This is a genomic window from cyanobacterium endosymbiont of Rhopalodia gibberula (assembly GCF_003574135.1).
In the GTDB taxonomy this organism is placed as follows: Bacteria; Cyanobacteriota; Cyanobacteriia; order Cyanobacteriales; family Microcystaceae; genus Rippkaea.
Genome location: NZ_AP018341.1, coordinates 825,235 through 840,702, shown reverse-complemented (window position 1 = coordinate 840,702; position 15,468 = coordinate 825,235). Strand labels below are relative to the sequence as shown.

Sequence of the window (15,468 nt, the reverse complement as noted above, 5' to 3'; positions counted from 1 at the left end):
ACTATTAATAATAATGTATCTAGAAAGTTCCCTAAATTTATCCGTATTTTAATGAAGATACTAGTACCATAATTTTAATGGTCAATTGCTAGAAATATTCTAAGTACCAGATAAATTCTCAGGTTTAGATGAGTCAATAATCGAGATTTGTTTCTTTTGATAGATATCTTAATTTTGAGCATAAAGGCTCAGAAATTTCTAGGGCAAGTTTTCAATCGAAAGACAACCCAGATTAATGACTCCTACCTACAAGGTCTCATCCACCTGATGTAATTCCATCCGTTGAGCGTTAGTTATTGCATTGAGTTAAGACAAGCTATTTTTCAGGAGATATTTAAACTAATAGTGACTTTTTTTTTATAAAAATTAGTGTGAATAAACAAAAGAATATTAGTTACTTTAAAGAACAAAATTGTACTCTATAGATACTACTAAAGGCATATAAATTAACAATAAAATTAATTAATCAACTCAACAATTAGTAGGATATTTTTAATTCAATTAAAGTTTCGTTAATTATTTTTATGATTATTAAAAATTAATAAAAATATAGGAAGTATTGTTCTAGCTTAGAAAGCTCTCCTTTTATTGAGATAGAAAGACTTAATATCATACAATAATTACATAACAATATAACGATGTTTATTGACAATATCTCAGTGTTCACTTATCTAGAAAAACAGATCTCAAAGTTAATATCTTACTGTGTGTGATTTAATTCATAAACTTAACTGAGTATATAAAAAAGACTTCATCCCTTAAAAGCTTATACAAACAAAGTTCAAACTTTGAGATTAAAATAGTTATTCAAGTATTGAATAACTATTTTAAGATCTAGTTTTTATTTACGAAACTGAAGTTGGTTTAGGTATGAATAGTTACCATGTTAAAGCGACTGAAGGAAATAGGCTTAGGGAAAGTATTACCTTAATTGAAGAGTTTATTATATTGAGTTTTTTTTTATTTTTTTCGAAAAACAGATAAATAAAAAAGTTTTTCTTACTAAGAAAATAAAGCTGCTGATACCCTAACTCTGGTTAGGGGTTTGTGTATTCATGGATTATTTAATGGTTTATTAAGCTATAAATATAATCTATAGAAACAAAAGTCGTATTTTTATATTTTTTTACAAAAACACAACTTACAGGTTTACCTACTACTGTTATTTTAAGCTACTAAATTTTAAGTTTTATTGAACTATTTAGCTGAAATACTATAGAATTAAAAAGATGATATTTACTTGTCAAATTATTCTATAAATAGATTTTAAAAAATAGTGTTATCGCCGCATAAATAAATTCTAGTTCAATAAAAAATCTTAACAGATCTGATTATGTATAAAAAAATATTATCAACTAATAAGCTACTTTAAAAAGTAAACTAAAAATCGAAATTAATACTAGCAGATATACGAATATATACAAAAATAAAAATGGTTTTTTAAATAAAAAAAATTCCTTAAAAAGTTTGATGTATTTTAAAACAAGAAAGTAATTCTTCTTTTTTTAAAACTTTAAAATAAAGAGAAAATATATCTAGTTAAATATTTTTAAAAACTTATAGTACAACTCAAGTCAATTAGAAAAAAAGTTTTGAGTATTATAAAATAAAGACTAACTGTTATAACAGGCTGAGACTACCGATAGTTATGTATCTACCTATTTTTCAAAGTACTAACTGAAAAAATTATGAAATTTTTTCAGTTAGTAAATACAAAATTGCTAAATTTAGTTGATTAACATTGGTCTAAAAATATAGAGCTATCTAAAAAAGTATTATTGCATAGATGATGGTGGCGTATGTAATTTAAGAAAAAGAAAAATTTTTCTTAAAAAATATTGGGAAAAATTTACAAAATTACTCTCTATAATTCTAGTAATAATAGAGAGTAAAAATTTTATTAAATAACTCTTAAATTCATATTAGTTATATTATTGATATAATAAGTCTTTTTAGTTATATACTCTCTCTTCTTTTAGAAGAAGAGAGTAATTGTATTTAGCATAAGGATAAATTTGTCCTTCTTAAAGTTAAGCAAATTATAGAATAAAAAATTGAATTTTAAAAACGTACAAAACTTAACTACTATTTTTGAATATCTTTGTCAAAAAAAAGACTTAAGATAAATTCTTAGAATAAACAAAATTTAGATATTCTGATATAATAGATTTTTAATATTTTATATATTATTTTCTATATTTAAAAACTAGAGCTTAACTAAGTGTTAAATAACAAAACTACTACTTGTTTTAACAAGGAAACAGCACAAAGTATTAGTGACTAAATTAAGTCAACCAATAAAGGGAGCTGATATATTCTTAAATGTTATCTATTTTTAATTCTTAAGTTTCTTGATTTTACATTTTGCTAGATGATTATACATCAGTCAATATAACTATCTATTTTTATTAAAGTCTCTTTAAAAAAGACATCAAGTTAATTCTACTTTCAAATAAAAAAATTATTTTTTTATTTGAAAGTAGAATTAAAATACAATAAGGTTGTCTGTTATTCATTACATAAGTATGGAGATAAGTTGCGTGAATTAAATGCTTTTTATACTAAGTTAGCTTAAATTTTTGATATTTTGCTTTTGTCTTTTACTTTTTACCTGTTTGTCCACCCGTCATCTTAGGTTCGGAAAACTACACTACCGAAGACTGACCTACTGCCGTCACTATAGATATGGGTGACTGAACTTACTTAACATAATCCCTGAAGTATTATATGGTTTTTATTCAAGTTCAGTATCAGTTCATTCTTATAGTTATCTTGGAGTTGAATTTAATATGGGAAAGGTTGTTGGAATTGACTTAGGAACTACCAACTCGTGCGTGGCGGTTATGGAAGGAGGAAAACCTACTGTCATTGCCAATACTGAAGGATTTCGTACCACCCCCTCAGTGGTAGCTTATGCCAAGAATGGTGATCGCTTAGTGGGACAAATTGCTAAGCGTCAAGCGGTGATGAACCCTGAAAACACATTTTATTCTGTTAAACGCTTCATTGGACGTAAACACAGCGAAGTCAAAATTGAAACTACGGAAGTCTCCTACAAAGTTGACAAAGACAGCAATGGTAATGTTAAGCTAGACTGCCCATCGCAAGGCAAACAATTTGCCCCTGAAGAAATTTCTGCCCAAGTTCTCCGTAAATTAGTGGACGATGCGAGTAAATATTTAGGAGAAACAGTTACAGAAGCAGTTATCACCGTTCCTGCATACTTTAACGACTCTCAGCGTCAAGCGACCAAAGACGCGGGGAAAATTGCTGGAATTGAAGTTAAACGTATCATCAACGAACCTACTGCAGCATCTTTGGCTTATGGGTTAGATAAAAAGAGTAACGAAACTATTTTGGTATTTGATTTAGGGGGAGGGACGTTCGACGTTTCCATCTTAGAAGTCGGGGATGGTGTTTTTGAAGTACTAGCCACCTCTGGAGATACCCATTTAGGAGGAGATGATTTCGACAAAAAAATTGTGGACTACTTAGCCGCAGAATTCAAGGCAAAAGAAGGGGTAGACTTAAGACAAGATAAACAAGCCCTACAACGTCTGACAGAAGCTGCAGAGAAAGCGAAAATTGAACTATCTGGCGTTACCCAGGCTGAAATTAACCTTCCTTTTATTACAGCTACTCAAGAAGGACCTAAACATCTTGATACAACTTTAACACGAGCTAAATTTGAAGACCTCTGCTCTGACCTAATTGATCGTTGTGGAATTCCTGTAAAAAATTCCATGAAAGATGCCAAAGTCAGCAATAGTGATATTGACGAGGTCGTCTTAGTGGGTGGGTCCACTCGCATTCCTGCTGTGCAAGAATTAGTTAAAAAAGTTTTAGGAAAAGACCCCAATCAAGGAGTTAACCCAGATGAGGTAGTTGCTGTAGGGGCAGCAATTCAAGGAGGTGTCCTAGCCGGAGAAGTTAAAGATATCTTGCTCCTTGACGTAACGCCTTTATCTCTTGGGGTAGAGACCCTTGGTGGTGTCATGACTAAGATTATTCCCCGTAACACTACTATCCCTACCAAAAAATCTGAGGTCTTTTCCACTGCACAAGACGGACAGGCAAATGTAGAAATTAGCGTTCTTCAAGGAGAACGGGAAATGTCGCGGGATAACAAGAGTTTAGGAACTTTTCGCCTTGATGGTATTCCTCCCGCACCTCGTGGTGTTCCTCAAATTGAAGTCACCTTTGATATAAATGCAGACGGTATTCTTAATGTAACTGCAAAAGATAAAGGAACAGGGAAAGAACAGTCTATTAGCATTACTGGGGCTTCTACCCTACCTGATACAGAAGTTGATCGTATGGTACAAGAAGCTGAAGCAAATGCTGCAGCTGATAAGGAACGTCGAGAGAAAATTGACCGCAAAAATGAGGCTGACTCTTTGGTCTATCAAGCCGATAAACAACTAAAAGAATTGGGTGATAAAATCCCTGCAGCTGATAAGACTAAGGCTGAAGGATTAATTAGTCAACTCAGAGACGCTATCGACAAGGAAGATGAAGAAACCATCAAGACTGTCATGCCAGATCTACAGCAACTTCTCTATAGCATTGGTACTAGTGTCTATCAACAAGCTGGTGGACAAACTCCTCCTGATGGTGCAACACCTGGGGGTGGGACAGGTTCTAGTGGTTCTTCTGAAGGTGGCGATGACGTAATTGATGCTGAATTTTCAGAAACTAAATAATTCACTTCTCGTTTAGTTTAAGTTTTGGAAACCCTGACCTTTTACAAGTCAGGATATCCAAAACTTATTGAACCAAAATTTTGCGCTATCAAGAAAAAATTCAAGAAACAAAATTTAAGTTCAACAAAATTTTAGAAATAAAGAAAGTTAGTAAAACTGATTGGTTAAATTTTACTTCGTAGGCTTTCTTTTATTGAAACAATTAGCAATCAACTTAATATATTTCTCAGATTAAACACTTTACAAATCAAAGTGTTTATATTTTTTTATTAACCTTTTGGTTTGATTTATTGCTTACACTCATTTACTTAAAAAACCTTTTCCATAATTTAGGCTCAAAATATTAAATATTAAGTTAACCTCGCTTTCTGCTATTCTTAAATGATTATTAATAGTTGCTCTTTTTGATGTTTGTCAACCTCGTCGTATTTAAACTCAAATATTGAGAATAACAACCATGTTTTTAGAGCTCGCCGAACTCAGCCGAACTTACTTTAAATTAGTGATGGAGAAATCATGAATTTTTATAACTATTTCCTATTCCTATTGCCTATTTCCTACTGAAACAAGTAGATATTTGACTAGATACATTATTTGAGTTTAAAGTCGTACTAAAATTTATTCTCATAACGGATAATTACCTCATTAAATGAATAATCATAGGAAAAACGAATTAGTGAATTATCTTCAAGTTCATAGACTTTTTCTAAAACAGGATATAAGCGCAAATTTCCTATCCCCCATTCCTTTCCCACTTGATTAGTTGTTTCATTAAGTTCAAAAAGCCAATCTTGTAAAAAAGGAAACAAGACTACTGCTACTTGAGGTAGTCCTGCTTCCACTAATTGGGCTGAATTTTGTTGCTGTAATTGCTCGACTAGATTAGGAAGTTGTGTCCCAAAAAGTGTTAGCAATTCACTATTACTTAAACGGGGACTACTAGAAAAAGAAACAATTGGGGATTGTAGTAAATCCTGAATTGAATTAGTTCCTAAATTATTGACCTTAATACAGTTAACTAGTTGTCTTAATTTATTAGGATCAATCGCTGAAATTTGGGGAATAGGACGATAATTATTTGGCCTTAGTTTACAAACTTCTTCTAATTTAGTACCGAGATTAGGAAGTAATTGGTTAGCATCTCCTTTGATTCCTAGCGTAATTTCTACTGATTGGGAACGACCACTTTGAACAATATCATCAGCAACTTCATTAGCATTAATTGCCCTTAGGGCAATATTCAATATATAAAGTTTAAATTCTAGATCAATATAAGGATTTAACAACCCTTTTTGTGGAAAAAAAGTAATAGTATTATTAGATTGACGAGGGATAAAAACACGCGTCACAGGAATGTCTACTTTCCCACTATTGATATGAACTTTTCCAGACGGTTTTAAAGAAAGTAATCCCGGTAAAGAAAAACTAGCTAATTGACCACTTAAACCTAAATTTCCACTTACGTTAAAAATAAATTTTGGACTAATATTTCTCTGCTCAATTGCCACTTCTTTAATTGAAACTCTAAAGTCATTAAATTTGGGAAGAATAACAACTTCTTCTAAGGGATTAATTCTTCTTATCCACTCTTCTAAAATTGATGATTCTGTTTTCTTATAAATATCAGAAATAAAATTAGGAACTATGAATTTACCTTGATTTAACTGTATTTCTCCCTCAATTATAGGGCTAAAAACTGTACCTTTAATAAAAATTAAAGCATTAGCAATTCCTTGATATAAATTGCCAGTATTTATCTTATTTGGAGTCAAGGTGACGCTTAAAGGAATGGTGCTATCAATATTTTCAAGCGACGAAGAAAATAGGGGTAATACCCCCATAGCGTTAACAGTTATTCCTCCAATTATACCTGTTAATTTATTTACTTCTATTTTTCTATTTTGGATAGCTATTTCTCCATTTAAAGTCAAAGTATTTGGTGATAAATAATTTTTAAATGTTATCGAGTTCAGATCTAAAATTGACCGACTGTTAGGATCAAAACTAACTTTTACTTCATCATTAATAGTAATTTTACCACTCAGATCAAGATCTATTTTTCCTTCTCCTTCAACCCAACTTACTTGTTCTTGAGTTACTATTTCTAATAGAGAAAATGCCTCAGTTCCTAGTCTGATATTGATTTTAAATCGATTATCATTATTTATCTCAATAGGTAAGGGAATATGAGCATGAGCCTTAATAAAATCTGGCTTATCTATTTGTAGTTCTAATTGTGCATTACTATAAGTAAAATTACCTTGAAAACTTTGTCTAAGTAATCGAGCATTGATGATTACTTTTTCTAAAGAAAATATTCCGTTTATTTCTGGTTTTATTAAACTTCCAGTAAGATTTCCTGCTAGATCAATACTACCATTAATATCCCCAGGAATAGTTATTAAGTTACGTACTGTATTTAGAGTTAGATTATTAAGACTGAAAGTTGAAGGTTGTAAGTTAAACTGATTGTTGTTATAAATTAAGTTAATATTAGCTTGAATTAAACTTTCATTAAGCTTTATCATGGGATTTATGTTAACAATTCCATTTTCTAGCTTCCCTTTGATTACTAACTTCTCGAGAGAAATTACCGGAGAATCTTCGAGTACAAAACCTAAAGGATTAATGATAGAAGGGGTTGGTGGTTGAGATATCCATTCCCAACTTTCTCCTTCGAATTGGAAAGTTATTTTTGGAGCTCTGAGAGTTCCAAACAAGAAGATTTCTCCATTAAATTCACCTTTAATATCTAATTCTTGTGGCAATTTGCTAGCTTGTCTCTCAATAGCAATTTCCTTGATTTTTTGATCATTTTCCCACAACTGATTGACTTGTTCTGAAATCGGCGCCTTGATATCTCCAATGGGTTGAGGAATCACTTGTTCAAAATGTGTTGAAGAATCTTTTTTAAATTTTAAAAATCGTAAAATACTATCAAAATTAGAGATTTTTAGTACTTTTAAAAGTTCTTGAATATAACCTTTATCTACTCGTAAACTTCCCTGAATTTCTCCTGTTTTTAATGCTACTTTTCCTCTAATATTATAGCTGCTTTCTCCTAATTTTAAGGTTGTATTTGTTACAGTGACATAGTCATTCTGGTAAGCCCAATTAATTTGTAAGTTATCTCCAAAAACTCCACCTAAATTAGGATTAATGATATTTAACTTTCCTCTACCTATTAAAGTTAATGAATCAATTTCCAAGTTAAGATTAACTTTCCCTCCTAAATAATCAGTTAAACCATAATCACTAACTGGGAACAATTTTAATTGTTTTAAAGGCAAGTTTTGAATGTTAGCGACTAGGCGATCATCCTGACGATTTCCTTTGACAGTTATTGGAGAAGAATTTTTATATTTTTGGCTTATTTCAAAGGAATATGGGATATAAGGAAACAAGCATTTTTGTTGTAAACAGGAAGTAAAAATTGCAGTAATAACATCTTTTTTTCCTCGTAAATCAATGGAAATCTTTTTTCCTATTACTAAATCGATTTTTCCCTTTAAAATCGATTCAAAATCTAATTCATTAAATGCAAAATCTGATAAACTTAAGTTTCCTTTCAATTTTAAATTGCTATTAAATAGAGAAGAAGTTAATAAATTTTTTCCAACTAAACTGCCTTTAAATTTGCCTTTTCCTGCTAAATCAATAGTTTGTGGTAAAAGCTGTTTATAAATAGGAATTTTGGATAAAAGTTCTGTAATAGGTAAAATTCTCAAATCAGCTTGGGTCTCAACATTTAGATTGATAGAAGTAATATCAGGATTATTAAGAAGATTAGTTAGAGTTATATTTCCATTAGCTTTTATGTTTTGCTGTCCCATCTCTACTAAAATAGTATTAGCTTGAATAGGAATTGTAGAATTAGGCGATAATAACGATTCTAAAGTTCCTGATAGGTTTATTTTTGCATCAATTGGTTCAATTATTTGTGAAGACAATAATTGATTTTTCCAGGTTGATAAATCTAGTTGATTAGCAATAATATTAGTCTGCCATTGATTATTAATCAATTGGATTGATGTGGCAATTTCTTTTTTTGTAACTCCAAGTTCAATTTTAAACTGTGTGTCAGCATTTACTTGAAAGTCTTTAAAGTTAGGAGTTTTACTCAAAGATAGTAGTGATTGTAGACTTCCTAAAAAATTAATATTACTGTTAGTTAATTGAACAGGAATAGCTAACTGGGGTAAAAATTGATTGAGAGATAAAGATCTCAGCTCAGCGTTTCCTTCAAACAATCCATTTTTCCAGGTTACTTGGGCATTCAAGGGACTTCTAGCTATTTCTAATTCTAAGTTAGAATCACCTTTAATCGCATTAACATTAATGGTTGATTCCTGTAAAATTTCTTCTATGTTTCCTGATAAATTAAATTTATATTTCCTTAATGTAATTGGAATAAAAATATTAGCCAGTAATAAACTTAAAGGTAAATCTAATCCCGTTACTGATGTGGTAAATTTAGCTTGTTGTAATTGACTGTTAATAACAAGATTACCATCGTCTAATAATAGAGCTAAATTAGACGATAAATCAACTGATTTTTTCCAAGGTTTATTAAAGTTACCTCCTATTTTAACATCGGCATTTTCTAAGAAAATATTATTAGGACATTTTGTATGTTTTATACTGCAAATTGTTGAAGTAAATGGAGTTAAATCTAGAAAATTAGAATTTAAGTAAGCTTGCCACTTTTTATTTTTAAAATTTCCACTACCGTTTATAACTACTCTCCCTTTTTTGGTCACTAATTCTAGATTTTTTAAAAAAAGATTATTTTTGTCTACTAAAATATTACCTTGACTGCTAATTTGAGTATTAGGTCTGTTCAAACTTCCAGCTGTATTCCATTTTATTATGCCTTTAAGACTAGCAAAGCTTCCATTTATATCTCCTTGTGCTTTTAGATGATTTAAGTTTACTTCCATTGGCAATTCATGATAGTCATTAACTATTTTTTTACTTGGCAGTTCAGTCTTAAAAACTAATTTAAAAGGAATATTTTCCCAATCAATTGGCTTGCCATTAATAAGAGATTGAAAAATTTTAGGTTTAGCCATACCTTGGGCAACAATCCACCCCCCAACCTCAGGGATAACTAATAAATCTTTCAATAAAAAATTATCTAAATTACTCTGAAAATCAATAGTAATCTTCTCAAGTTTAGTTTGAGCAATCTTTATATTTTTTTTATTTTCTATCTTCCCTCTTAATAAAGGGGCATTAAGCATTCCTATTAAGTTCAACTTAGCTTGTAATTCTCCTTCAACTCCTATGGGCAATTTAATTGGGTAGACTTGCTGAATATTATTCCCACTTAAACCGCTAATTTTAGCTTCTAAATTAAATCCAGTATTCCAATCATATTGACCAGATAAATTAGCAGTAATATTACCTAAATTTATTTGAGTTTTTTTTATCAAAACTTTTTCCGCTTGAAAAGAAATATTGGCAACGGCCTGCAAAGGTTTTTTTAAAAATTTAACTCTCCCTTTAAGATTATCTAAGTTGACTTCCCCTTCAGCTCTGGTTTCAGATAATTTTTCAATAGAAGGAAAATTAAGATTTAGATTCGCTTCAATATCTCCTTTATACAGTTGAACAGGAGAATTAATGATAAGAGGCATTAATTGGCTAAAATCAAACTTAGCAATAGCTAGTTTTATCTGACTTTCTTTGGTATCAATAACTGTTTCTCCTTCGAGAGAAATCTCACTATTCAGTAAGGCTAAATTAAGATCATAATCCCACTTTGCTTTCGTAACTTCACTATATCTTGCTTGTCCATTGAGAGTTGTTACAAGGAAATTATTTATACCTTGAGGAAAAACATTTATGACAACATTTGTAAGATCGAAAGTAAGGTCCAACTTGAGAGGAATAATTTCATCCGTTATATCTCCCTTAAGTAAATCTCCTTCAGAATATTGATGTAACTCAACTTCAACATCTTTAGGTACAATTTTAATCACTAAAGTTCGTTTGAATAGAACAGCAATGGGATCAAAATGAACAACAACACGACTAGCCGTAAGTTGATTAGGATGCTCAGAAGTTTGTGGAACCGAAGTAGATCCTAGATAAAGACGAGTGAGAGAAAAACCTTGAAGTTCATCAATATCAACAGGACGATTAATCAAGTAACTAACTTGTTTTTCTAACCAAGGAGGAAGATATTTTTGAAGAAAAAGACGTAACCCTGTGTAGCCAATGATAATAACGGTTACAGAAGCAAGTACAAGCGCAATATTATATGGTTTTTTCGCTATTCTTAGCAGACGACCCAAATAGTTTGACGTAGAATCAGGAGGAAGCGGCGATTGACTCATGGAGGTTTCTTAACGGTTTAAAAACAATATCAAGTGTAAGGAGACAACCGTAGTCAAAGAATTTGGTAACTAATCTAACTTACTTAAGTGGAAAACTGGATCATGAATCCCATGAACAATAAGAGGCAAGATGCCTCACAATGATAAAGAAAATACTCAAGGAGTAACCTATTCGATGTTGGACTACATCCTAGCAATTATCATCGCTTTCATTAGCATAATTTTGTATCTATCAGCTTTCTTCTTACCAAAATTGCATCGCCAAGACGATTTTCTTTGGAGTGGTATTGGTTTATTTTATGCCCTAGTTTTATGGATATGTGCTGAACGCATCACTGGTGGAATCTTATTGGGACAGTCGGCGGCAGTGATATTAGTGGTATCCTTCTGGTGGCAAACCGTTCAGCTGAGACGGGTGATCACTCATCCTGAGGACCAAACTAATCCTAATAATTTTTCCATCCTAAGTTGGGTAAAAAGCCGTTTAAGAGGTAAGAAAAACTCTAATATTGCCGATACACCGCCTCCAGTAGTAGAAAAGGTAACAAAAGTACAAGAACCTCTTACGAGAGAAGTTTATAGTCCAATCTCTAAAGAAGTATCTACAGAAAAAGATACCTTCCCAGAAATGGCAGAAACCTTCATTCAAGAATCAGCAGAAGTAATAGAAGAAGATACCTTCCCAGAAATGGCAGAAACCTTCATTCAAGAATCAACAGAAGCGATTACCCTAATGGGAGAAACAGCAACATTAGAAACCTCTTATAAAGAAATACCTGAATCGTCAATTTCAGATGAAAGATTTCCTTTACCAAAACTGGCGGAAGAACAAACAGAAGAACCAATAGAAACCCCTACGGTAGAAAACGAATCCAAATCTTCTACGACCATTGAATTAGAACTTAAAAAACCCAAGAAGAAGGGATTTTCCCTAAGTTCTCTATTTAGGTTTATAAAACCGAAACCCCAATCGCCATCAGAAATTATTACTGAATCATCTAACCAACAGGAATTAGACATAGACAAAGAAGACTGGGAAAATTCTGAGACTTTGGAGAAACCCGAAACGTTTGAAGCGGTTCCTGGAAAGAAAGTAGTCATAGAACATAAAGTAACAGAAGCATCAGGAAAGCGAGAAGAATTGGCAACTCAACAAGTAAAGAAAGAGAATTTTGATCCTTCAGAACAATCTCAAGCAACAACGATAATCGTTGAAGAGATAGAAGTTACCCCAGAAACTTTTGAGAGCGAACAACAAAAAAAAAATAAAGAGGAAACCTCAAAAAAGTCTATCTTTTCGGAGGAAACTATCCTAGAAGTATCTGAAAAGACGCCAACAATGACCATAGAAGATCAATCTCAAATTAGTGAGTCCTTCATCATAGAAAGCTCTCAAGAGACTAACCTAGACACAGATAATTTTGAAACAGAATCATCTACTTCCGGTTTTTTTGAAAGTTTTACTCAAGAAAAAGAAGAAAACAGAAAGTCAGATAAAAACGATGAAAAATAAAGTTAGCCGTTGAAAGTCATACATTAAAAATTTCCCTCTCTCCCACTCAATTCTCTATAGTCAAGGAAAACACTATTATGAGTTCTTTAGGTAATCGCTTTAACAAGTTAACAGGGAAGAACCGTTTTGTAGTTTCTCGTATTTTTATCCATCTTGCTGGAGATGAAGTCGCTCCCCTTCTAGGGGTTCTCAACCAGACTGCCCAAGACGCCTTAGAATCTGAAGGAGATTTAGGAGTGTTAGGAGATGGCTTAGCTAGTATTTGCCAAAAACTCTTAGATATGTCTATTTATTGGCGATCAGCCGCTAATGAAGGAGATGTTTTTTGGAAAGAAGAAGAGGCGGGAGATTATATCACCGAATTATTTACAGATTCTGCCCAACGTTATCTCAGTGAACCAGAATTTGACGGTTTTACCAGTGAGGAAAACACCCCTTTGTCCCTTCCTATGACCCGTAATGTGGTTGTTATGATCATAGTAGCTTTTAAAGGTGAAGCGCCTGAATTAGAAACCAGTTTAGCTGATCGCCTAGCCTTAGAAGAGGGACTTAAAGCTCTCATTAACCTTAATTATCAAGGGGTTTTAGAAGCGATACAAGTCCACTTTTCCCCCGCCCAATTAGGTGATGAACTTACTAATGATCAGCTATTACTTAATTTCTCAGAATTAGTTTCCTTATAATCAATCCTAGTCCAATAATTTAAACTTATGCCACGCAGATTCATTACTATTTTGATGATCATAGCCTTATGTTGGACGACAGTAGCTTGTAGTTCATCAATCACCCCAACCCAGTCTTCTTCTATTCATAAGAATTCACCGGTTTCTCCTAACCAAGTGAATAAAGGAACTTATCCAGTCCAACAGGCAAGCTATGACGATGCCGACGGAACCTATACTCTGATGCTGTTAAATACACCCCCAGGAACATCTTCTATCTATCAGACTGCTGACTTACAAATGGCACGATTGACAGATGAACAGATTGCTAATGGGGAAAAAACTTCAGTAGAAGTTACTGGAAATGAAGCTATCATGTTCCTCACCAAAGACTTTAAAATTGAATACGTCCATACCGTAACTGAAACTCAAACTAACCCTCAAACTGGACAACCCCAAACTGTAGTAATGCATCGGGAATCTAATTTTTGGACTCCTTTTGCTGGAGCGTTAGTGGGTCAAGCGGTAGGGAATCTACTGTTTAGCCCTCGTTACTATGTTCCTCCCATGTATCAATCAGGAGGTATTATTAGAGGATATGGCGGTTATGGAAACTCCTATACTCAAGCAGTTGATAGCTACCGAAGTAGATACAATGCTCCCCCTGCAGCCGTGCAAAATCGCGAAACCTTACGGACTTCAGGGAACCTAAGAAGCTCTTCGTCAACCCGCAAAAGTTCCTCTAATTCCAGTAAATCAAGCGGTTCAGGAGTGGGGTCGAGTAGGCTAAGAACCTCTGGAAGATCTAAACCTACTACCCAACACAAGAGTGGTTTTGGTAGTAGGTATCCCAGGTCGCGGTCTCGTAGTTTTGGTGGAAGAAAACGCTAAAACTCTGACTTTTAAGCCAAAAACCAGTTTTTAAACCTCACCATTTTAGGACGAGGTTTTATTTTCAAAAAAATTAGTGATGGCAAGAAAAAAATTTGTAAGATCTTTACTAAAATTATCAATCTCACAAAGTATAAATAACAAAAAATAGTCGGTAAATGAAGTTTTTAAGGAAAATATCATTGATAATGTAATAAAAGCTAAAAATATTTAGACAGTTTTATAACTAAAGAAGAAGTAATCAAATAGTCTAGTAATCGCTATCAATTATACTAAAACCTTATACTTAATGGTTTATACTAAAAAATGATTAGTAGAGTACAAAGAAAAGGAAAAATTAAATGGAATTAAAGATAAAAAATATTTTTACTTTTTTAAGTAGAAAATTATACAATTTAAATAAAGATGGTTTAATTATGAGGTAGTAATATTACCCAATATAATATAAATTTTTATTACTAAAAATTTGGAGTAAATAGAAATAATTGAAAAATTTTAAAAAAGAAATCAACTAGAACTAGAAGTGTTTTTAATAAATAAAAGATATATTTAAACATGGACAAATTTTTTAACGGAAAATTTGTCCATATAATTTTATACATAAATAATAAAAAGACTAGCTAAATTAGTTTTTTGAAGAAAAAAATTGCTACCATGATTAATATTTTTCTTTTTATTGAAATTATTCAAGTTTTTAAAAAAACTACTTATATCAACTGAGTAATTATCAATAACAATTACCATATTTATTTCTTTATATAAAATTCTCTATTTTTTGTTTCTTTTTTTAAAAAAATGGAATAATCCTTGTACTCACTCTTCTTTATTTATATTTCTGACTTTTCATTTAAAAAAAAAATTTATTTATTAATATTACAAATTAGTTCATTATCGATTAATACAAATTGTTCTATTCTATCCTGATAACTATTCATAATATTTTATCTATTCTTCTATATAAGTTCTTTTCTTTTATTTTTTAGTAAATCTCACAATTATTTTTTATTTTTTAACAATCTATCTATATAAATTATTTGTCTAATTGCGTTTTCTGATAGTCTCAGTCAATCTGTAGTTTTTTAAACTTTACATACTCTTACATTTAAACATAATATTTCTGCTTTTGCTCTCGTTCACATTTATAATAAACAATGCAAAGAACCTTTTTTTATATTAATGTTGTCAGGTCCGTTGTCATGATAATAGTTTTTGAAATAAATCCTATCAAAAAATTTAGAATTTTCTAACCTAGCTTTGACAACTTTGTAGTAAACAAAAGCTAAAAGTTTTGCTATGTAAAACCTTCAATTCTATAAAAACTTAATCTTATAAAGACTAAGTTTTTGACGTTACACAAC

The 15,468-nt window shown here is 31.5% G+C and carries 5 protein-coding genes; 4 read left to right on the top strand and 1 reads right to left on the bottom strand.

Annotation, left to right across the window (positions count from 1 at the left end; genetic code table 11):
* The first annotated feature begins 2,789 nt into the window (after positions 1 to 2,789).
* Positions 2,790 to 4,703: a molecular chaperone DnaK gene (gene dnaK / locus RGRSB_RS02670; protein ID WP_119259726.1), complete on the top strand. Its 1,914-nt coding sequence runs from the start codon at positions 2,790 to 2,792 to the stop codon at positions 4,701 to 4,703.
* 611 nt (positions 4,704 to 5,314) lie between these two features.
* Here dnaK and RGRSB_RS02665 read toward each other — a convergent pair.
* Positions 5,315 to 11,044, bottom strand: a complete 5,730-nt coding sequence (locus tag RGRSB_RS02665) for a hypothetical protein (RefSeq protein ID WP_119259725.1) — start codon at positions 11,042 to 11,044, stop codon at positions 5,315 to 5,317.
* Positions 11,045 to 11,174: 130 nt separating this feature from the next.
* Between RGRSB_RS02665 and RGRSB_RS02660 the strand changes: the two genes are divergently transcribed.
* From RGRSB_RS02660 to RGRSB_RS02650, 3 genes are all read left to right on the top strand, one after another.
* A complete protein-coding gene (locus tag RGRSB_RS02660; protein WP_119259724.1) occupies positions 11,175 to 12,557 on the top strand; it encodes a Ycf66 family protein in 1,383 nt (460 codons plus the stop codon).
* 77 nt (positions 12,558 to 12,634) lie between these two features.
* Positions 12,635 to 13,240: a DUF1517 domain-containing protein gene (locus tag RGRSB_RS02655; protein ID WP_119259723.1), complete on the top strand. Its 606-nt coding sequence runs from the start codon at positions 12,635 to 12,637 to the stop codon at positions 13,238 to 13,240.
* A gap of 27 nt (positions 13,241 to 13,267) precedes the next feature.
* The gene (locus RGRSB_RS02650; RefSeq protein WP_119259722.1) at positions 13,268 to 14,110 is read left to right on the top strand and encodes a hypothetical protein; all 843 of its coding nucleotides are present in this window, start codon (positions 13,268 to 13,270) and stop codon (positions 14,108 to 14,110) included.
* Positions 14,111 to 15,468 lie beyond the last annotated feature (1,358 nt).